Source organism: Caldisphaera lagunensis DSM 15908 (assembly GCF_000317795.1).
Lineage (GTDB): Archaea > Thermoproteota > Thermoprotei_A > Sulfolobales > Acidilobaceae > Caldisphaera > Caldisphaera lagunensis.
On the sequence record NC_019791.1, the window covers coordinates 145,635 to 167,763 of the forward strand.

General features: G+C 28.2%; 18 protein-coding genes. 11 read left to right on the forward strand and 7 right to left on the reverse strand.

Annotation, left to right across the window (positions count from 1 at the left end):
• Positions 1-95 precede the first annotated feature (95 nt).
• The gene (locus CALAG_RS00685) at positions 96-752 is read left to right on the forward strand and encodes an enoyl-CoA hydratase-related protein (protein WP_216475971.1); all 657 of its coding nucleotides are present in this window, start codon (positions 96-98) and stop codon (positions 750-752) included.
• Between the two features lie 397 nt (positions 753-1,149).
• Here CALAG_RS00685 and CALAG_RS00690 read toward each other — a convergent pair whose 3' ends face one another.
• From CALAG_RS00690 to CALAG_RS00705, 4 genes are all read right to left on the reverse strand, one after another.
• A complete protein-coding gene (locus CALAG_RS00690) occupies positions 1,150-2,100 on the reverse strand; it encodes a pyridoxal phosphate-dependent aminotransferase (RefSeq protein WP_015231829.1) in 951 nt (316 codons plus the stop codon).
• Between the two features lie 432 nt (positions 2,101-2,532).
• Positions 2,533-3,723: an FprA family A-type flavoprotein gene (locus tag CALAG_RS00695; protein ID WP_015231830.1), complete on the reverse strand. Its 1,191-nt coding sequence runs from the start codon at positions 3,721-3,723 to the stop codon at positions 2,533-2,535.
• Positions 3,724-3,895: 172 nt separating this feature from the next.
• Positions 3,896-5,008: an MFS transporter gene (locus CALAG_RS00700; RefSeq protein ID WP_015231831.1), complete on the reverse strand. Its 1,113-nt coding sequence runs from the start codon at positions 5,006-5,008 to the stop codon at positions 3,896-3,898.
• A gap of 308 nt (positions 5,009-5,316) precedes the next feature.
• Positions 5,317-6,015 carry a metallophosphoesterase family protein gene (locus CALAG_RS00705; protein WP_015231832.1) on the reverse strand — a complete coding sequence of 233 codons (699 nt, stop codon included), beginning with the start codon at positions 6,013-6,015 and terminating at the stop codon, positions 5,317-5,319.
• A 320-nt stretch (positions 6,016-6,335) separates the two neighbouring features.
• Here CALAG_RS00705 and CALAG_RS00710 point away from each other — a divergent pair, with 320 nt between their 5' ends.
• Together CALAG_RS00710 and CALAG_RS00715 are read left to right on the forward strand one after the other, a co-directional pair.
• Positions 6,336-6,626, forward strand: coding sequence for a UxaA family hydrolase (locus CALAG_RS00710; protein ID WP_015231833.1), 291 nt, complete (start codon positions 6,336-6,338; stop codon positions 6,624-6,626).
• Entirely contained in the window at positions 6,623-7,789 is a 1,167-nt protein-coding gene (locus CALAG_RS00715; RefSeq protein ID WP_015231834.1) for a UxaA family hydrolase, read from the forward strand. Before CALAG_RS00710 ends, CALAG_RS00715 begins: the two co-directional genes overlap by 4 nt.
• 246 nt (positions 7,790-8,035) lie before the next feature.
• Here CALAG_RS00715 and ilvD read toward each other — a convergent pair whose 3' ends face one another.
• On the reverse strand, positions 8,036-9,715 hold the full coding sequence (gene ilvD, locus CALAG_RS00720; protein WP_015231835.1) for a dihydroxy-acid dehydratase: 1,680 nt from the start codon (positions 9,713-9,715) through the stop codon (positions 8,036-8,038).
• Between the two features lie 280 nt (positions 9,716-9,995).
• Between ilvD and CALAG_RS08060 the strand changes: the two genes are divergently transcribed.
• The 6 genes from CALAG_RS08060 to CALAG_RS00750 all read left to right on the forward strand — a co-directional run bounded on the left by CALAG_RS08060 (position 9,996) and on the right by CALAG_RS00750 (position 16,168).
• A complete protein-coding gene (locus CALAG_RS08060) occupies positions 9,996-10,529 on the forward strand; it encodes a GNAT family N-acetyltransferase (protein WP_281086584.1) in 534 nt (177 codons plus the stop codon).
• A 296-nt stretch (positions 10,530-10,825) separates the two neighbouring features.
• Positions 10,826-12,532: an acetolactate synthase large subunit gene (locus CALAG_RS00730; protein WP_015231837.1), complete on the forward strand. Its 1,707-nt coding sequence runs from the start codon at positions 10,826-10,828 to the stop codon at positions 12,530-12,532.
• Positions 12,510-12,854, forward strand: coding sequence for an ACT domain-containing protein (locus CALAG_RS00735; RefSeq protein WP_015231838.1), 345 nt, complete (start codon positions 12,510-12,512; stop codon positions 12,852-12,854). The genes CALAG_RS00730 and CALAG_RS00735 overlap by 23 nt, the downstream gene beginning before the upstream one ends.
• Complete coding sequence (ilvC, locus tag CALAG_RS00740) at positions 12,847-13,842, forward strand: ketol-acid reductoisomerase (RefSeq protein ID WP_015231839.1); 996 nt, start codon at positions 12,847-12,849, stop codon at positions 13,840-13,842. Before CALAG_RS00735 ends, ilvC begins: the two co-directional genes overlap by 8 nt.
• Before the next feature lie 281 nt (positions 13,843-14,123).
• Positions 14,124-14,672, forward strand: a complete 549-nt coding sequence (locus tag CALAG_RS00745; protein ID WP_172633873.1) for a PH domain-containing protein — start codon at positions 14,124-14,126, stop codon at positions 14,670-14,672.
• 353 nt (positions 14,673-15,025) lie between these two features.
• Positions 15,026-16,168 carry an MFS transporter gene (locus tag CALAG_RS00750; RefSeq protein ID WP_015231841.1) on the forward strand — a complete coding sequence of 381 codons (1,143 nt, stop codon included), beginning with the start codon at positions 15,026-15,028 and terminating at the stop codon, positions 16,166-16,168.
• A gap of 115 nt (positions 16,169-16,283) precedes the next feature.
• On the opposite strand, the gene CALAG_RS00755 is transcribed toward CALAG_RS00750, so the two are convergent.
• Positions 16,284-17,777 carry a UbiD family decarboxylase gene (locus CALAG_RS00755; protein WP_342662583.1) on the reverse strand — a complete coding sequence of 498 codons (1,494 nt, stop codon included), beginning with the start codon at positions 17,775-17,777 and terminating at the stop codon, positions 16,284-16,286.
• A 735-nt stretch (positions 17,778-18,512) separates the two neighbouring features.
• On the opposite strand from CALAG_RS00755, the gene CALAG_RS00760 reads away from it, so the two are divergent.
• Positions 18,513-19,688, forward strand: a complete 1,176-nt coding sequence (locus tag CALAG_RS00760) for an MFS transporter (protein WP_015231843.1) — start codon at positions 18,513-18,515, stop codon at positions 19,686-19,688.
• Positions 19,681-20,616 (forward strand): prenyltransferase, encoded by a 936-nt coding sequence (locus CALAG_RS00765; RefSeq protein ID WP_015231844.1) that lies wholly within the window; start codon positions 19,681-19,683, stop codon positions 20,614-20,616. The genes CALAG_RS00760 and CALAG_RS00765 overlap by 8 nt, the downstream gene beginning before the upstream one ends.
• Positions 20,617-20,762: 146 nt before the next feature.
• On the opposite strand, the gene CALAG_RS00770 is transcribed toward CALAG_RS00765, so the two are convergent.
• A complete protein-coding gene (locus CALAG_RS00770) occupies positions 20,763-21,983 on the reverse strand; it encodes a 5'-methylthioadenosine/S-adenosylhomocysteine nucleosidase family protein (protein ID WP_157463135.1) in 1,221 nt (406 codons plus the stop codon).
• Positions 21,984-22,129 lie beyond the last annotated feature (146 nt).

Here is a 22,129-nt window from a genome sequence, read left to right on the forward strand (position 1 = left end):
AAGGAAAAATTACTATAATATACTTAAACAGGCCTGAGAAAAGAAATGCAATTGATTATGATACAGCCATGGAGCTCGAAAAAGCTGTATTATAATTGGAAAATGATAAAGACGCTTATGTGCTAATTTTAACAGGAGGATTTGACGCTTTTAGTTCAGGGGCTGATTTATCAGATATTAAAAGGTTATCAAAAAGAGTCCTTTCAGAAAATGGTCCCCTTGGAATTACGAGAATTAACCTTTCAAAACCAACTATTTCTGCTATTTCTGGGTATTGTGTAGCAGGAGGTTTTGAATTAGCTCTTTGGACTGATATAAGGATTGCTGAAGAAAATGCTATATTTGGTTTTCTTGAAAGACGATTTGGAGTTCCATTAATAGATGGAGGTACTCAAAGATTACCATTAATAGTTGGTCTTGGACGAGCCCTTGATCTTATACTTACTGGAAAAACAATAGATGCCGAAGAAGCATATAAAATAGGAATAGTAAACTATATCGTGCCAAGAGGAAAAAGTCTTGAAAAAGCGCTTGAACTTGCCGAAACTATATCGTCATTTCCTCAAGAAACTTTAAGAAATGACCGTAAAGCAGTTTATATGGGCATAGGGAACAAACTTGAAGATAAACTTATGATTGAGGCCTTAATGGGCAAGAAATCAATTGATAACAAAGGCATTGATTTAAACCTAGTCAATCAATTCCTTAACAGAAAAAATAAAGTTGGAAACAATAATGATTATAAATCTTGAATAAAGTAGCATAGACGGGAAGCCAAATAACTATAATTTTTTCTTATGGTTCTCATATTAGCTTTGCCACTTACATAACGGCATAATACAGCAATTAAATTTGCCTCTATAATAGGATTCTTTTTCTTTTAAATCAATTTTCTCTAATTAATTAATTCATAATTTTTCTACATATGGTAATATAATTTTATTGATATAATTTTAGCATTTAAGATTGAATATTAGAAATGTAAATCTTACAGAAAAAGAATAGATAAAGATTAATAGAATTAATAAAATATTTTAGATTTATTTGCTTCAATAAATTTGAATCTCATGATAAATTCCTTTTAATATATAATTCAAGTTAATGTCGTTCTTTATTTCTATATGTTTTTATTTATCCAACAAAATATTTTTAATAAATAAATTCATTTAATGCTTCTTTAAGCTTTCCATAGCCTTCTTCAAAGTTTTTTGATGAATAACAAACCCTCATATATGGTCCATTAATCCCAAAATAGCTTGATGGAACAACAAGTATTGATTTATCTATTAGTTTTTCTGTAAGCTCTTTTGAGTCAATTTTAGTGTAATTTGAATAATCCATAAATGATATGGTCCCCAATACTGGTATTCTTCCTTTAAAAAACTCCAATTTATCTCTTTTATTTAATAATATATCAAGTTTTATTTTTTGTATTTCTCTTACAGTTTTTCTAATATTTTCTCTGTCTTTTAAAATTTTATATGCTACAGACATATTATATCTGGAAACCCTATCAGTTAATATACCTCTAAAATTATCAATTTTTTCTGCATCCTCTTTACTAGGGGTAATTATATACCCAACTCTTAGCTCATCACCACCATAAAATTTTGTAAAGGTATTTATCCTGAATGTATTTTCTGGATATGAAGATTTGTCCAAATTCCTGTAAAATTCCATAAAAGTTTCATCGACAATATAGGCCTTATAATCAGGCTCTAATTCCATAATCTGACCTGTTGGATTATTAGGATTGCTTAGCATATAGATATCACCTTCTCCAATTTCCATACCAAGAGCTTCAGGTATTTTTCTTATTAACTCATATTCTGGTAATGGGAATTTGGCTTTCTTAAGACCTTTGTTATATAAGTAATAAGCTGTTAAAAAGAAAGCTTCTGTGGCACCATGAGTTATTACCACATTTTCAGCCTTGTCACCATTTACCTCAGCTATTTCTTTTTTCAAGTCTTCTTCAGAGATTATACTAACTCCTTTAAAATATTTTGAAATATCAATTACATCTGACATCCCACTATTAGATAAATTATATTTTACTTTATGTTGTTCTAAATATTTGCCTATTTCAAATTGAATCATAATTTTACCTAATAGTAATTTGATATTTTATTTATTTAAGTTTTTCCTTAAAGTTTATTTTATTAATCAAAAAATAAAAATCTTTCATTATAATTAGTAAAACTCTGAATATCAATTTTAAATTAATAAGAAAATTAATTATATTGAAATTTTTATATTATTTTGATAGATTAGAATTAACTATTCATATTGTTTAAACTATTGAATAATGTATATAATTCGCTTAGCAGGAGAAACTTAATTATGTTTAAATAAATTTAGGGAGTAAGAGTTTCAACTCAAGGATAAATGTTTTTAAATGTAAAAGATAATAAATAAAATCAAAAAATTTTAAAAATTAAAAACAGAAATAAACATAAAGTTTATAATAAAATTTTATTAATGTTTTTGATTATAAAAAGTATTAATAACGTATACATAAACATAATCTAATTATAATAATTTAGCAAGAGCTTCTTCTATCTTTTTTTCATCATCTTTACTATTAGTTCCCCTAAATTCAATGCTATCAACTATTATGAATTTTGTCCCTTTAATAATGTTTGCTACCTTTTGCTTAACAACAGGTCCCCAACCATATGATGTTATTATTATAATTGGTATCTTATTATTAACCTTATTTGAGAGCATACTTAATATATATTTTGCTATTGGAAAAACATCATTTTCATAGGTAGAGATACCATATATTATTAATGAAGAATCTGTTGTTTCTGATATAATATCTGATATATAAGGCCTTTCTTTATCTGTGCATTTAAATACTCTTGTTTCATAACCATTTTTCTCAATAAACTCTTTAGTAAATAATATAGCAGGATCTATTAAACCATACATGCTATTATAAATTATTGTTACCTTCTTGCTTCTTATCGATTCATTACCAATTTTATAAAAATAGTCAATAATTTTTTCAGGATCTCTCCATAATAATCCATGACCTGGAAGGATCATTTTTATTTCTAAACCTAAATTCTTTATTTTATCAATATTTTTTACAATGTAATTCTTATATGCCCCTATTACAGTTGATGTATATTTTCTTATAAATGGCTCATAATTATCAAAATTGATCTCATCAGCATATACGGAATCAAAAATACCATATGAACCAAATATATCACATGTGAACATAAATTTCAATTCTTTAACATATGTAACCATGGTATCAGGCCAATGAAGCCATGGAGTTGTAAAAAACTTTAATGTATATTCTCCAACTTTTATTTCTTCTCCATCTTCGACTTGTTTAAAATTTATATCAATTTTATAAAAACTTTTAAGTAAATCTCCAGCCATTTTAGTACCTAACACAAGAGGTTTATTTTTTGTATATTCTAATATATCCTTTATTGAACCGCTATGATCAGGTTCTGTATGATTAACAATAATTATCTTTAAGTCTTTAAGATCTTCCTTTAATAATTCTAAAAGTTTTTCTGAATAGGGTTTCTTCCATCCATCAATAAGCACATTGCCTTCTTTTGTTTTTATAAGATATGCGTTATACATTATACCTTCTGGTATTTCCCATAATGCTTCAAAATATTTTGTATCATTATCTGAAACTCTAAGCAAGTATAAATTTTCAGCAATTTTTGTTTTAATAAACTTGTTTTCCATTATATCATCTTTTTATTTTAATATAGTTGAGGTCTTATATTTATATTTGAAATGAAATATTTCGTAAAAATTACTTTTACTAAAATATATTAAATTTTTAAAATTTTGGAGTATTAAACTATACTATTATTATTTGCTTTATTTAATTTAAGATTTTCTTTAATATCATGTTTTAAATTTTTAGAAACATATAATAAATTAATGAGGAAACAATAATCATTAAACCTGAAATTAACCAAAGAGAATAATAATTAATCCTCAATATTATAGTTGATGAAACCAATGGGGAAACTATGCCACTACTTTGCCAAAAGAAGTTTGCAAACCCTGTAACGCTGCCTGCTTTTTCTTTTCCAATAAATGAGACAGCAGTCGAATTAGCAGGTGTAATAATAAATCTAACAAAGCCCATCAACGATGAAATTAATGCTAATAGATCAGGCCTAAAAAATATACTAAGCATGAGAGTTAAAACACCATATAATAATTCAAATATAACTAATGAGCTTTTCACACCAATGTTCCTTATAATATATCCTGCTATAATAGTAGCTGGTATTCCGGCTAATGCCAAAAGTGAGTAAAGCAATCCAGATAAATAGCTATTGATACCTATGTATAAAAAGTATTTATATGCATAAAGTGTTATGTTCCAATAAGCTAAGAAAAACAAAAAGCCTGATAAGCTTATAATCAATACATTCTTATCTTTTATAATTTCAAATTTTGCTTTATTACCACCCTGTTTAACATCTAAAAATAAATAAGATAAAGAAAATATAAATGATAACAAGGAGATCATATAATAAGAATATCTCCATCCAAACCTAATGCTTATAAAGGGAAGAATCAATCCAGCTAATACTATTGATAAAGGCCAAGCTAAACTATAATAACCTATTGCTACTGCTCTTTCTTTATCATTAAATTTTAATGTTAAGATCTTTATTGTAACAGGATAAATCCATCCTGCAGATAAGCCCATTGCAAAGCTTGCTATATATTCTATAAATATTGAATTTGAAAAACCAGAAATGAAAGAAGTTATGGATAAGCCAATTAATGATATTAAAGCTATGTTGCTAGGTTTTATTTGATCAGAAACTAATCCGGCAGGTATTTGAACTATAACATAGCCAATAAAGAAAAGAGAATAAATAAGGCTATCTTGTATTGTATTTGGCTTTAATGAGGAATAAGAAGAAACTATACTCCAAGCTATTCTTGAGAAATAGCTCAAAAAGAATGATGATGAGGTTATGAATATTATTAAACTTTTTTTCAAATACCTCCCCATTAAAAATTATATAAAGATAAGATTTAAGCATTCAACTTTATTAAATTAATACTTTACCTTCTATTATAACTAAGCGTCTTTAACTATGTTAATAGTTAAGACTTAACATTTTTATTTTTCCCAAAGGATCTTTTATTCTAAATATTTTATGATAATGCTCATTATTTTTTAAACTAATTAGGATTAATAATTTTTAAAAAAATTAATAACAATTTGAAAACTAATAATCAATCGCTCTTTTCTAGTATAACAAAACAAGCATAATTATATTTCATATAAAGTCTTAAATAAATAAGTTAAGATATGTTAAAAGAAAATATTTTTCTTTTTTCTTCATATACATCTATTGTTAAATCTGTTAATATTGCATAACATTTAAATTGTTGAGACGAGTCTACCCTCAAATACTTAGTTCCATTGGGAAATTCGTAATATGAATAGCAACCACCTGTCATATGTCCATTAAAAAATAATGAAGGCCTTAACATTTCAACGAGTTTAAGCATAACAATGCTAGATTCACTTTTTCTCATATTTGGATATAGATCTGGTAAATAAGGTGGTTGATGTGAAATAAATATGTTTAGCTTTGAGCCTTTTAATTTTCTATTTATTTTTCTTGCTATATTTATAGCATCATCTGTTGTTAAATAATGCGATTCATTATTTTTCTTTGTTCTTCCTACTTCAATCAACCCATTTAAACCAGAAATCTTTAAACCTTCAAAATCATAAATTTTTCCATTTTGAATAGAACGAGGAATAATTAAAGGAAAATTTTCATGATTGCCATATATAGTTATTAATGTAACCTTTCTTTCAATTTCTATAAAATCATTTTCTGACATACCTTCATCCCAATCTCCTGCTGATATCAATACATCAGGTTTTATATCATCAATTAAATTTAATAACCATTCTATTGCAAAATATTCATTTATTCCTTTAAACATTTTATTTGATTTATGTATATCACTTACAAGCAAAAATTTCATTCTTAACCCGAATTATTATTTTTAATTTATATTTAAAAGTTTATATTAATAACAAAATTTTCTTAAACCTTATTACTAAAATATTTTCTGAATTTATAAGATTATAAGGTACAAAAATTGAATTAAATTTTACTGTAATAGATATAAGATTCCATTTAATGTAAGGAGAAGAATAACCTATTAGCTTTGATATGTTTACTATTTTTTACGTATATAACATATTAATATGAATTATTAAGTGATTAAAAATCTAATCATTTTCATTTTTTGACTGAATAAGAATTTTAATATCTTTTTAGCAATATTTAAATGGTGGTCTTATGTTAAGAAAAGCAGATGCTCTTGCTTTAAATGAAAATGATAATGTTGCAGTTTCTCTTAGAGAATTAAACAAAAATGAAAAGGCTTTAGTTATTAGGGGAAATGAAAAAATCGAAGTTGAAATTATTGATAAAATACCGTATGGCCACAAATTTTCTTTATTTAATATAAAAAAGGGTGATTATATCATAAAATATGGTGAAATAATAGGCATTGCAACATCTGATATACCAAAGGGAGCTCATGTACATGTACATAATGTTAAAGGATTAAGAGCAGGTGAAAAATGATGAAAGAACTATTTGGCTATGTAAGGGAAAATGGTGATGTTGGATTCAGAAATAAAGTCCTAATAATGCCTACAGTTTCATGTTCTTCTTTAGCTGCATTTAGAATACATCAACTAGTTAACGGTACCGCTTATGTTGATAATCAATATGGCTGTGGTCAATTAAAACCAGATTTAGAATTAACCGAAAAAACCTTAATAAATTTTGCCAAAAACCCTAACGTTTCTTCAGTTTTATTAGTTAGTTTGGGATGCGAAAGCGCAGATTATGAAAAAATTGCTGACAAAATTGCAGAAACCAACAAATGGGTTGAATTATTAGTCATACAAGAAGTTGGTAGTACAATAGATGCAATTGAAAAAGGGGTTAGGATAGCTAAGGAAATGGTTGAGAAAAATAATAAAAACAGAGAGAGGGTTGATTGGAACTCATTAATATTATCTGCTGAATGTGGAGGGTCAGATTTTACATCTGGTATAGCTTCGAATCCTGTTGTTGGATATGTTATGGATAAAGTTGTTGAGCTTGGTGGAACAACGGTTATATCAGAAACTACAGAAGCAATTGGTGCAGAACATATTTTAGCAAGGAGAGCAATAAATGATGAAGTTAGAGAAAAGTTTTTAAAAATAGTGAAAAGGGTTGAAAACCTTTCATTAAGCACTGGAGAAGATATAAGAGGTTCAAATCCTTCACCTGGAAACATCAAAGGTGGTATTACCACATTGGAAGAAAAATCATTAGGTGCTATTGAAAAAGGGGGTAGAAAGTCTAAGCTAGTTGATGCCATAGAATATGCAGATCTGATACCAAAAAAGAATGGCTTAATTTTTATGGATACACCAGGATATGATGTTCAATCTGTTGTAGGTATGGTTGCAGGGGGATCTCAAGCAGTTTTATTTACAACAGGAAGAGGAACTCCAACAGGAAATCCGATATCACCTGTTATAAAAATTACTGCAAACCCTGAAACATTTAAAAAAATGGGGGATAACATAGATTTTGATGCTTCTCCTATAATAAAAGGGGAAGATACAATAGAAAATTTGGGAGAAAAGCTCTTTTCATTATTAGTTGATGTATTAAATGGAAAGTTAACAAAGTCAGAAATATTAGGTCATCAAGAATTTGGGATTATGAAAATATATCAATCAGTTTAATGTTAAATAAATTTTTAATTATTAATTATATATTACTTTTTGATATTAATCATTTTAATTAAATAGGTATATAATAATTCCATAATTTTATATACATAATATTACTATCTTAATAATTTTATCAATAGTTTCTCATAACATCTCTTATTAATAATGATTATCCATTTTTATTATCTTATTATGGCATTAATTCAATTTTAGGAAGATCCATTGTTTATATATAATGATGAAATGAAATATTAATAGTTATCCTAATAAAGGTCTTGTTACAGCACCCATGGAGGCCTGTGAAACCAATGATGCATATTTTGCTAATAAACCTGATTTATATCTTGGTTCTGGAGGACTCCATTTCTTTAATCTATTTTTGATTTCTTCTTCCGTTAAATCTAAATCCAATCTTTCTTTTTCTACATCTATAATTACATGATCTCCATCTTCTACAACTGCTATTGGACCCCCTACCATTGCTTCTGGAGATACATGACCTATCATTGGACCCCTCGTTGCTCCTGAAAATCTACCATCAGTTACTAAAGCAACATTGCTCAATCCAGCTCCCATGATTGCAGCAGTTACTCTAAGCATTTCAGGCATACCAGGCGAACCCTTAGGTCCTTCATATCTTATAATAACAACACTACCTTCTTTTACTTCGTTATTTTGAATTCCATTAAATGCTTCATTTTCTGAATTATAAACTATAGCCTTACCTTCAAATCTTGTTAGATTTGTTGCAGCAACTTTTATAACTGCACCATCTGGCGCCAATGATCCCTTTAAAACTATTATCCCTCCTCTAGGCTTAATGGGATTTTTAACATCCCTAATAATATGACTAGATACATTAGGGTATTTATATTCATCTAAGTTTTCTTTTAACGTCTTTCCAGTAACAGTTAATGCTTCACCATGCAATAGGCCTGCATCTAATAATTTCTTCAAAATAATAGGAACACCTCCTATTTCGTCTAAATCAGCCATAACATAATCTCCTCCTGGTCTCATACTTGCAATGTAAGGCGTTCTTTTAGATATTCTGTTGAAATCATCTAACGTTAATTTAACTCCTGATTCATATGCTATTGCTAATAGATGCAATACAGCATTAGTTGAACCGCCCATTGCCATTAATGTTACGATTGCATTTTCAAATGCTTCAAATGTTAATATATCTCTAGCTTTTATATCATTTTCAATTAGTTTTTTCAAAGCCTTACCTGTTTCTCTTACATACATGATCCTTCTGGATGAGGTTGCTGTTGGAGAAGCACTACCAGGCAATGAAATACCTAATGCTTCGCTCAATGAAGCCATTGTATTAGCTGTAAATAAGCCTGCACATGTGCCTATTGTTGGATGAGCTCTCCTTTCAATTTCATATAATTCAGATTCACTTATTTTATTCGCTAAATAAGATCCTATAGCTTCATGGACATCTTCAATGGTTAATTTTTTCCCATTGTAATAACCGGGCTCCGATGAACCACCATAAACATATATTGATGGTACATTAAGCCTGCTCATTGCCATTAATATTCCTGGGGTAGTTTTATCACAACCTCCTATACCTATTAAACCATCAAATGCATGGGCATTAAATTGAGCCTCAATCATATCTGCTATTAATTCTCTACTTATCAAACTATATTTCATTCCTTCAGAACCCATCCCTATATTATCATTAACTACCATAGTTGGAAATGCTAATGGTGTTAAATCTGAATCTCTTGCACCTTCTTTTGCAACCCCAGCTAAAGCTAATGTATGATAATTACAAGGACCGGCTTCGCTCCATGCAGTTGCTATTGCAACAAGTGGTTTATTTATGTCTTCATCATTTAAACCAATCGATCTTAAAAAAGCCCTATGAGGTGAATTATATATACCTTTATATCTAGTTGAGCTCGCTAACCTAATGGGCATTTACATCCCCACTATAAATATTGTAACTAGAATAAATTAATAAATGCATTCCTTTGAAACACTTCATAATTTTTTAAAATTAGAATTAATCATATTATAAAAACTCATTAAAATTTTAAGCATGTAAATTCAAAAACAACTTGGTAGAGAGAATGAGTCAAGAAATAAAATTTGCATTAATTTCACCTTCTGATAAATCTTCTGTTGAACAACTACAAGGAATACTTGGGATTGGGGAGATTATATTTCAAATGTTTTTGACACATGGGTAAAAGAAGGTATTTTTATTAAAGCAATAGATGAAAATAACAATTTATTAGGAATAATTCATGTCAAGTTATTTGACGATTTTGCTTGGTTAGAGGGCATAAGAGTTAGCAAAGATTTAAGAAGAAAAGGAATTGGGAGAAAATTAACAGAAAAAGCAATTGAATTAAGTAACAAGAAGACATTTAGGTTAATAGTTAATGAAAAAAATGATGCTTCTTTATCTTTAGTAAAATCAATGAATTTTAAAGAGATTGATAGAGTTTATTTTAATGATGGAAAAACAATGGAAATAAATGAAATCATTAAAAAATATCAATTAAAACAGGTAGATAAAATTGATATAAAAATAAAAGGGTTTATTCACGAATGGGTCTGGTTTCCATTTGAAAAATACAATGGAGAATTTTATGTAAATAATGACATGATATTGCTTGAAACGAGCCCTCCATTTTTGATTTATAACGGAAATGTAGAATTTAAGCATAATTCAAATATTAGAAAAGAAAATTCTGAAGGATTTATAGTGTTTGAATTGAATATTTAATAAATACTTTATAATTTTAATATCAAGAAAAAAAAGCTTATTTTCTGATAATGTATAATTTAAATATATCAAATTTAATATAGCCCTAAAAATTTTTGTTTAGTTATTATTAATGATTTATTATTAAATTTTATATGGTATCTCAAGTAGAAAAGCTTAAAAAGAAATTTCTTAACTTAAGTGTAACATAGGTGGGTGGAATGCGAAGCCAAATTTGATATTAAAACAAATTTCTTCTTTGGAAATTGTTAGTTCCTGTTCAGAAATTGCTAGTTCTTGTTCAAAGGTGATCAACAATGGTTAATGGATCAAGATTGGTAGTTGAATCTCTAAAAAGAGAAGGCGTTAAAGTAATATTTGGAATACCAGGTTTATCAAATATGTCTATCTATAATGAATTCTATGATGAAGTTAATTCTGGAGAAATAAGGCACATTTTGATGAAGCATGAGCAGGCAGCAGCCCATGCAGCAGATGGATATGCAAGAGCATTAGGAGTACCTGGTGTTTGTACAGCAACCTCAGGCCCAGGGGCTATGAATCTAGTAACGGGTTTAATAACAGCCTTCTGGGATTCCAGTCCAGTAGTAGCAATAACTGGTCAGGTCCCAAGAAATTCTATGGGTAAATTAGCATTTCAGGAAGCAGATACATTAGGCGTTATGGAAAACATTACAAAGTTTGCAGTCAGAATAAATTCGATAAATGAAATACCTCTTTGGATAAAAAACGCTTTTTACATATCAAACACAGGAAGGAAAGGACCTGTTGTTGTTGATATACCTAGGGATATTTTAAATGAGAATGTTAATGAAATCGAGTTTCCTGATAAACCATTTGTCTTAGGATATAAAGAATTTAAAACAGAAATAAATCTTGAAAAAATTAAAAGAGCAATTGAACTCATGATAAGATCCGAAAGACCTGTAATAGTTGTTGGTACTGGTGTTTTACATTCCAAGGCAACAAAAGAAGTTTTAGATCTTGCAGAATTATTAATGTCTCCAATAGTTTCAACTCTTCCAGCCAAGTCAGCAGTGCCTAACGATAATCCATTGTATATTGGAGTAATGGGTTATTATGGAAAAACAGAAGCTAATAGAGCAGTTTTGGAGTCAGATTTATTGATAATAATAGGGTCTAGGCTCAGTGATAGGACATTTACTTCATTAGATGAAATTAGGGATAAGAACTTGATTATAATAAATCTAGATCCAGGCGAATCAATGAGGTCAGGATTAAACAGCGTTTCTTTAAATGGTGATGCTAAGATCATTTTAACGCATATAATTAAAAACTTTGTTAAATTGCCTAAGAAAAACAGTTCATGGTTAAATAAGGTAAAGGAATATGCAGAATATTATTCAAAGTTTTATTATATTGAGGAAAGAAACTATATGAAGCCATGGAAAATACTTAAAACAATAAGAAATGAAATACCAAGAAATTCAATAATTACAACCGGTGTTGGAGAACATCAGATGTTTGCTGAAGTTTTTTGGGAATCATTAGAGCCTAATACATTTTTCACATCTGGCGGTATGGGAACTATGGGATTTGGTCTGCCAGCTGCCATTGGAGCAAAGGTTGCAATGCCAGATAGAGTCGTAGTAGATTTGGATGGTGATGGTTCTTTTTTAATGACTGGAAATAATTTAGCAACAGCTGTAGAGGAAAAAATACCCATTATTTCTATAATTTTTGATAATAGTACACTTGGATTAGTAAGACAAGTTCAAGATTTATTTTTCAACAAAAGAATAGTAGGAGTCGATTTCAAAGCATCTCCAGATTTTGTAAAATATGCAAAATCATTTGGAGCAGAAGGATTTGAGGCAAATTCATATCAAGATCTTTCTCATTATTTAAGAGAAGCCATGAGATTAGAAGTTCCATCAGTTATTAGAGTACCAATAAATAGGGAGGAACTTGCATTACCAACATTACCTCCTGGAGGAAAATTAAGTGAGGTGATATTAAGTGATCCAAGGAAGGCTTATTAAGGTAACAGGTTATTATAGAGATACAAGCTTAATAGAAAGAGTTTTGTCTAATTTTAGAAAATTATTAATAGACGTATATTACATAAATGGAATGCTCACTAACGATAAAGGCCTTTATGAGATTTATTTGATAGTAAATGAAAATCAAAATCTGAATAGAGCTATAATCAATTTAAAGGAATCTGTTGGGATCGAATATGTTGATGTATTGGGGGAAATTAAATTTGATTTAAATAATGATTCTTATTTTAAATACTTTTTAGAAAATAATTTTAATAAAAATTTTTTAAATTTAATTTATAGAGGTGAATTAGATGGGTAAGATATATAATGATGAGGAATCTTCTTTAGATTTTGTTAAAGGTAAAAAGATAGTTGTGTTAGGTTATGGCAACCAGGGAAGAGCTTGGGCTCTCAATCTAAGAGATTCTGGTTTAAATGTTATTGTTGGATTAGAGAGGAAGGGTAATTCATGGATATTAGCTGAAAAAGACGGATTTGAACCAAAGTATATAAATGATGCAGTTAAGGATGCAGATATATTAATCTTTCTTTTGCCAGATATGGTACAAAGAGAAGTTTGGGAAAAGAGCATTATGAAAAATATGAAAGAAGGTGCTGATATGGTATTTGCTCATGGATTTAATATACATTACAAATTAATTTTACCTCCTAAAACTTCAGACGTATATATGATTGCACCTAAAGGTCCTGGAAATAAGGTAAGAGAGTATTTTGAAAAGGGTGGTGGGGTACCTGCTTTAATTGCTGTTCACCAAGACATAAGCGGTAATGCATTAAATAAAGCATTAGCCATAGCAAAAGGTATCGGAGCAACTAGACCTGGTGTTATTGAGACAACATTCAAAGAAGAGACAGAAACAGATCTGTTTGGAGAACAGGTTATTTTAGTTGGCGGTATCTCAGAATTAATGAAAAACTCCTTTGCAACTCTTGTATCAAAAGGATATCAACCTGAAGTGGCATATTTTGAGACAATCAATGAAATGAAAATGATAGTTGATTTGATCTATGAAAAAGGTTTAAGCGGTATGCTAAGGGCTGTTTCAGATACTGCTAAATATGGAGGAATTACTGTTGGAAAAGATATTATAGATGAAGAAGTAAGAAAGAGAATGGAAAAAGCATTAACTAGAATCCAAAATGGAGAATTCGCTAATGAATGGATTGAGGAATATCAAAGAGGTATGAAAACGGTTAAGAGCAATCTTAATGAAGTAGATAATAGCCTAGAAGAAAAAATTGGAAAAAGGTTGAGAGATTTAATTTTGAAGGGTAGTCCAAAATAATGAATTTATTATTTGAATTGATTTTTACGAGATAAACCTCCTTCCTGTTAGAGCGGATTCTTATATGAGAAGAATTAAATTTATTAAATCGATAAATAATTAGATCAAATGAAAGCCTTAACTTTTAAGGTTGATGTAAATCAAATATATGATATTAATATTTTTATGAAATCATATAAAACGTTTTATTATAAAAAACAATAGCTATAATGTAATTGTTAACCGGGGGGTTAACAATTAAAATTAAAACCTTAATAAAACAAATTTTAATAGGAAGAAAATTGAGTCAGAAAATAAGAGTATCATTTCAAAGAAATACAATAGCAATATTTGCATTTTTAATAGCCTTTATTATAGCCTTGGATTCTTATCTTGTTTTAGCTAAATACCATAATTTAATTCAAAGAGGTGAAGAATATCTAGTCTTTATTTTATTAATACCTTTCGTTATCCTTTTATTAGCATTTTTAACTTTGTTTAATTCGTATTTTACAATTTCTAATGATAAAATAGAAATCCATTCTTATATATATCATGAAAAAATAAATAGAGATGATATTGAAAAAATAGTATTTACAAATAATTTGGACCCAGGGTATTTAGTTTCTTTTAGAATAACTGGCTATAATTTCCCAGGAACTCAATTTGGATGGTTTAGATTGACGAATGGGAAAAAAGCCTTTCTCTTGATATCAGGCAAAGTTAATAATATATTAATATTTGAGCTAAAAGATGGCAAGGTTTTTATGATCTCAGGAAATTTTCTAGAAAAGTTAATTAACTACCTAAACATATATAAATGGGATGTCATTAAAAATATGTCCTATTAAGTTTTCTACAACATAATATTATATTATAAGGATAATATAAACCAAGCAAAATTTTTTCCTAATCCATTATAAGTTAAACAATTTAAAAATTCATAATTAAAAATTCTTCTCAATCAATAGTAAAAAATTTTTACTTTTTAATAAATCATAGTATGAATAGAAAATTTGAAAGGCGCAAAAGAAAAAATGAAATTAATATAAACATTTTTGGAAATATGATTCATTTTAAATATAACATTTAGATGAAAATAAATTAATTATAATATAATAAAATAAAAAGTATATTAGTTACACTTCCATTTAATTTTTTTAAACTTATATCTTACATTTAATTTTGCGGTGAAATAATAAAATTGGAAATAAATAACAAAAAAGCAATATCTAAAATATCAATTTACAATCTTATAAATAGCATGACATCTAATGCATATTCTCCTTTTTTATCATTTATCGGGGCAACATTAGGATTACCTGGTTATTTGCTAGGTTTGGTTTCTACATCAGGAACTTTTTTCACAAATTTATCTCAATATTTCTCTTCTTTAACAAAAAAATCACCTAAAAGCTTAATATTTTATGGGAATTTAATAAAAAGCCTCTCATTATTTGCTTTGTTCTTTTTAACTTCGCAAGGACCTTTATATACAATACTTATTTCCATAATAATGATTGGTTCAGGAATTTCTAGCTTTGGCTTTTCATTATTAACCGAGTTTTACAGCAGAGCTAGTAGAAGCGTTACTCTCTCTAGAATTTATTTTTACTCATCTCTAGGCTCATTGCCCGTTATAGCATTAGGAGGCTTATATCTAGAAGTAAATACAATTTTGGTCAAATATGTTTTTCTAATCGCATCAATTGTTACATCAATTTCAACTTTTATAGTAATAGGATTAGATTATAAAGAAGATTATAGAAGTAAAAACAGTGCCTGGATAAATAATGAAGACTTTAATAAACTTAAGAAGTTTTTCATTTTTAATTTAATATATATGATAACTTGGTCATTTGCATGGCCGCTTTTCCCATTAGCCCAATTGTATGTTTTTCATATGACAACCTTTCAAGTAGGAATAATTAATATTATAGCAACATCTTCTACTATACTTTTGCAAAGATTTTTTGGATATTTCATAGCAAAGCATACAAAGCTTTCCTTATTTATTGGAAGGCTAACAAACACGTTTTTTGCCCTTGCCTATGCAATTTCTCCAAATGTTAATGGAATTTATTTAGCTAATATATTAGGTGGAGTTTCTAATTCAATAAATAATGTAGGGTACTTTGCATATTTAGTTGATAACTCAAAAGATAAAAGAGCAGCAATAGGTACTTATAGTGTTATAATGGGAATATCAGCTCTTGCTGGTGGAGAAATAGGTGGATTTACCTATGATTATTTAGATCAAAAGTATGGATATCATATATTAAGAAGTTTGTTTTTATACACTGCAATATCAAGGTCTGTTGCAGCTTCCTTGTTTTTGTTTCTATGAAATTATATCCTTTAACTTGTTGGGGGATAAGAAAGAGAGTCCCTTTTTTAAGGGAGGGAGTGTTTACTTCTCTGCTATATAGTATTTTTAAATATAAAAATAATAGAAACAATAATTAATAGTAATTAGGATTATTTTGAACTTTTTTTAAATAGTTATTAACCAAAGGTTCTATTTTTCTTAGAATTTCTTCATCTTCTTCTACAATTTTTGGCCAGGGTTTTCCCCAATTTTCCTCTGGCATTTTTCTTGTTGCATCAATTCCAAGCTTACTCCCAAACGATGGATATAAATTGGATGGATCTAATGCATCACTATGAGAATTACTTAAAATTAAAACATCTCTTTCTGGATTAACATTGCAGGAAATAGACCATATAACCTTTCCTAAATCATGGGGGTCGACATCGTTATCAACAACTATTATAATCTTTGTTAGAGATGATTGCCCAATACCCCATAGAGCACTCATAACCTTTTTTGCTTGTCCAGGATATCTTTTCTTTATTGACACAATTAGCATTCCTTGAAATACTCCCTCTACTGGATAATTAATTTCAATAATTTCAGGTAAAAGAACTTGCATAATTGGTTTAAACATTCTCTCTATTGCTTTTCCTAGAACAGCATCTTCTAAAGGAGGTAATCCAACTACACTACCAAAGTAAATTGGATCATTTCTAATATAGGCCTTATCAACTATGAATAGAGGATATTTTTCTATAGGCTTATCATAATACCCCCAATGATCACCAAATGGTCCTTCTTCAACCAGCTTATTAGTTAAAACCCTCCCTTCTAATATTATTTCAGCATTTGATGGAACCATAATACCATTATCAAGCTCATATAGCTCTATGCCTTTACCCCTAATGATACCGGCAAATAAGGATTTATCTATAGGATAAGGGACTGGTGAAACTGAGGCAAGCATTGTTCCAGGATCGCTTCCTATAGCAACTGCTATTGGAATTTCCTCTTTAGAAGATTCAATTGCCTTCATATGCATTAATGCTCCTCTTTTATGAATTTGCCAATGGATAACTGCTTTATTTCCATCAATTATCATCATCCTATATACTCCCATATTAATTATTTTCTTATCTTGATCCATTGTAATTACCATAGGATATGTTGCGTATCTTCCTCCATCATTAGGCCATGTTTTGAAAAAAGGTATTTTTTCTAATGGATTATCCTTACCATCTATTATGTTTTCTGTGAAAGCTGCTTTACTTGTTTTCTTAGGAAAATATGATGATAATTTAGATACTTCCCCTAACGCTTTAACTTTGTCAAGTAAACCAAATGGAATTGGAGAAGTTATTGGTTCTATCATCCTATTTCCTATTTCTTCAAGATTATTTACTGATAAAGTAGATTTAATTAAATCTAAGTTTGGAAATAAGTTACCCGCTATTTTCCAGTTCTCAAACCCTTTTATTTTCTCAAACAATACAGCAGGACCTTTTGAATACATAACTTTCCTTAAAAATGCTGGTATTTCTAATATTGGTGAAAGTTCATCATTAACTTTAATTAGTATATTATTTTTTTCTAGCCATTGAATGTATTCTCTCATATCTTTTAATGGATCCAAAATTTCCACCTATATCTACTTTTGTTTTTATTGAATTAAAAATATCCTATAAATTTTAACTATAAATTTAAACATAACAAAATGCTTAAAATCTTGCTTTAATATTACATAAATATTTAAAAATAATTTCACAAATAATTTTAGGAATAAAACATATTAGATGTAAAATAAAAGAGAGGGGATTTTTCATTATTAGTTATTTTATTATTAATAATTGTGTTTTACTTATCAATACTAATTTGTCAATCATAATAAATAGAGAAAGGCCAAAATTAAGAGAATATTCACTCGTGCACCGGCTTAATATTGCTAATTTAGAAATAATAAAAATTTAGTAATAATGATATAGATAAGTTAAAAATGAGTAGGTTATGTATAATAATTAAAATTGTGTTATATAGTTTATTTACCTTAAAAAAGTTAAAAATTATTAAGAATTAATAAAATGGGTCATTGCATCATATAAATCCACAACTCTTATGAGCATACATTATTATATCTGTTTCATTCAAAGGAACTATCTCTCTATTAATTCTGTTTTTCTCTTTATTAATATTTAAACTATTCAATTTTTATCACCTATATAAAATAGAAATACAAAAGTTAAAAAGATAAATTAATACGTATTATTTTTATTTAATATATTACTGGTATATAAAATTATTTAATAAAAATTCTATATAATTCATCAATAAAAACTTTAATAATAGTTTAATAATTATTAATCACCTGTGAGTGGTTACAATGAATAAAACAAGAAAATGGGCTTACTCATTATTAGGTTTTGTTATAGCATCATTATTAACATCAGCATTATCAATTTATGTTCTTTTTATGCCTTATTTTTCAGAGAAAATAGGAGTAAACATACAAGAATTAATATTATGGGGCAACCTAGCTTATTTTATTGGAATGCCGATAGGTAAAATTATTGGAAGGTTTTTAAAATTTTATAAAAGATTAACAAAATCTATTATTGGATTAACCGGTTTAATATCAATTTCTATAGCATTAATGCCTTTTATTTCTTCATTTTCTGAATTAATTATTTTGAGAATTATTCAAGGAACAGTAACATTTTATATGGAAATATTTTCAAATGTGTATTCTTTTTTGTTTAGCGATTTTAAGTCAAGAAATTTAGCATCTGCAATTTCAATATCAGGAATTCCAGGTGGAGTTGCTATCGGAACATCAGCATACATTCTAGAAACTCAAAGTCCAATCTTGGTTTATTCCATATTTTCAATAATATCTTTTATAGTTGGATTAATATTTGCTTTTTCAACATTAAATTTTGAAAATACTATAAAAGAATTAAAAAATGAGTATAAGGGCACTACATATAAATTAAAGATAACTTGGATAATGGGTTTTTATTGGGCTACAATAGCTGGGTTTAATTTAGTTTTAGCTATATTATTACAGCCATTTGTATCCTCATATTCGGTAAAAGACGTCCCAATAGCTATGGAAACGTTTGGTTATTCTGGAGCAATTTTAACTATAGCTGGAGGTTTTATAGCATATCTAACTAAATCATTAAAAATAACTTCAATTGTTATAGGAATTTCATACATAATTTCTTTTATAGGATTTTTAATTTTATATTTATTTGAACCAGTTGGAATATATTTGGCTCTAACAATTATCTTAATTATGATTGAAGCAATAGCTGTACCATTTATTTATTCAATTCCTAGAGAAATATATAAAGAAAATATGGTAGCGAAAGGAACTTGGGAATTTGCATTTATAGGATCAAGCTTTCATATATGGGGTGCTTTAATAGTTTTAACAATAGGATCACTGATAAGTTTTAGATATTCAATACTAGCATTAGCATTTCCCCCTATATATGGGGCATTGATTTCTTTTTTAATCCCCAGATTTTCTATTAAAGGGGATAAAATTGATTAAAAAATGGTTTAAAGCATTAAGCCCTGTAACATTATTGAGTGCATTTTCTTCAGTTACCTTAGGTACAGCTATTGCTTGGTACAAAACTGGTAAGATTATTTGGGCTTTTTATTTTATAACTCTTATTGCCTTAATTTTAGCCCAAGCTGGAGTAAATTTAATTAACGATTATATTGATTATAAAACAAATATAGATTTATTATATAGAAAAACTGGATTATTCCATAGAAATAATGCTATTGTTGATTTGAATTTAAACCCTAAAATTGTTAGATCAGTCGGCTATTCCATGATCTTCATAGCTTTGTTATCAGGCATTTATTTAGCGCTAAGAGTCGGAATACCAGTAATTGTTATAGGTATAATTGGATTATTTTTAGGGGTTATATATAGTGAACCACCTTTTAATCTTAAATATAGGGGATATGGAGAGATAATTGCAGCAATAGTTATGGGTCCTTTAGTTGTATGGGGTTCATATATTGTACAAACTGGAAATCTATCGACATTATATCCATTGTTAGTTGGTATTATAAACGGTTCCTTTACTTTTTTAATATTATTAGGGTCTAGCTCATTAAAGGCTGAGACCTATAAAAAGTTGAATAAGAAAAACATTATAATAGTAATGGGAAATAAAATAAGATATGTAGTTTATTCTGCAATAGGTTTATTGTATCTTTCCATAATTCTATCTTCATTGTTTGATTTCATACCTTTGATTGCCTTAATTTCTTTAATATTCATTCCAAATACATTAAAACTGACGCGTCCTTTGCTCAAAATTGAAGACGTGAATAAAAAATGGGATGAGCTTAGACAATTATGGGCTGGACCATTTAGTGCTAGGATTTTAATTCTTATTATAATAATTGTATCTATAATCATAACTAGATTCATAAGAATTTTAGATATATCTATATTTTAAAAATTTGTTGTGTTTTAAAAAGTTATAAACTTGTTTTAATATTATCATAATTTATAGGTTTAATAGATACTAAAATAATATAAAACTAATGATAAATTTATCCATTACCTTTTACTATAAAAAAATCATTTTTAAAAAAAAAAAAATCAAGATTGATTTCTTGCTTCTAATATTTTATAACCAAATCCATAAGTATATTCTACCTCATTGGGATTAACAACTGTAATTATTGTTCCATTTTGTAATTGATATTTTATCATAGTTACATTTCCAACAGAATAGTAGGCCCTTAAAGCTATCAAATAACCATTTAGCACCGCATTGGATATGTTTGATAGTACGCTCATGTTTACTGTTTTATATAAATTGTTTTGAGAGAAATGTTCAACAATAAATATAGTAACATTAGCAGCTCTTTGTGCTGCTATTACTCCTATATATGCATTAGGGAACCAAGGAGAATCAGAAATCCCTCTAACAATTATCCAAGGTATGCCTAACTCGGCATTTACATAAGCAAATCCCATTCCTTCATTTTCACCTGCATCAGATTGATATAAGGCATTTTGATCCTCCATCCATGTTAATGGTTCTGTCCATTGGTTTGCTGATCCTATAACACCAACAATAATTTGCGACTTTACAATACCAGATAAAGAACTATTACCAGTAGCATTTGCAATAGATATATAACCTATTGGGGCATTTTCGGCAATTTGAACTAATCCTAGTGATGCTGGAAGAGCAGCAACATAAACATAGCTCAAATCATTAGTTCCAGGCCCATAACCATAATAGGAAGCATTTTGCAATGTTGGTCCTATTTCTCCATAACCACCTATTACAGCATTTTGAATCAGGCTTTTATTGTTTACAACCATTTCTACCCCAGTATAGTCACTTTGGAAACCTCTGTTATGATAATGAATTGAAGATTTATCAACTACATAAGCTCCTATAACTACATCTCCTGGTAAAATATAGGGATTCCTTGATCCAGCAGTACCACTTAAAATATTAGCTATTATATGAAAATGAGTATCCATGATGTAAGTTGCCATTTCTGCTGCATATTCCTTTTCTCCGCTTCTTACATTAACTACCCATTGATTGCCTATTTTTCCAACGTAAAATGTATAACCGCTAATATTTATTTCAGTGACGTTTTTCATTTGAGCTAAAATTGGTGCTTGTTCCATTGCCATTGGAGTTACTATACCTATCATGGGAGTATTAAATAAGAATGAATTATTTGATTTATTTGTTTGAGGGGTATTCTTAATATTATATTCGTAAGCAAATAATCCAAAGCCTATCAAGGCTAAAACCAAAAATATTATTGCCAATAATTTAACTAGGTTAGCCATGTTGATCACAATTTCTATTTAAAGTTGAATATCTTTTAAGCATAACGGTATGTCTTTTGAAATTTTTACTCGACTAAGTAAAATTCAAATGATGTACCAAAAATAAATCTATTTGACTTAACTAATAAAAGTCTAAGATAAAATTT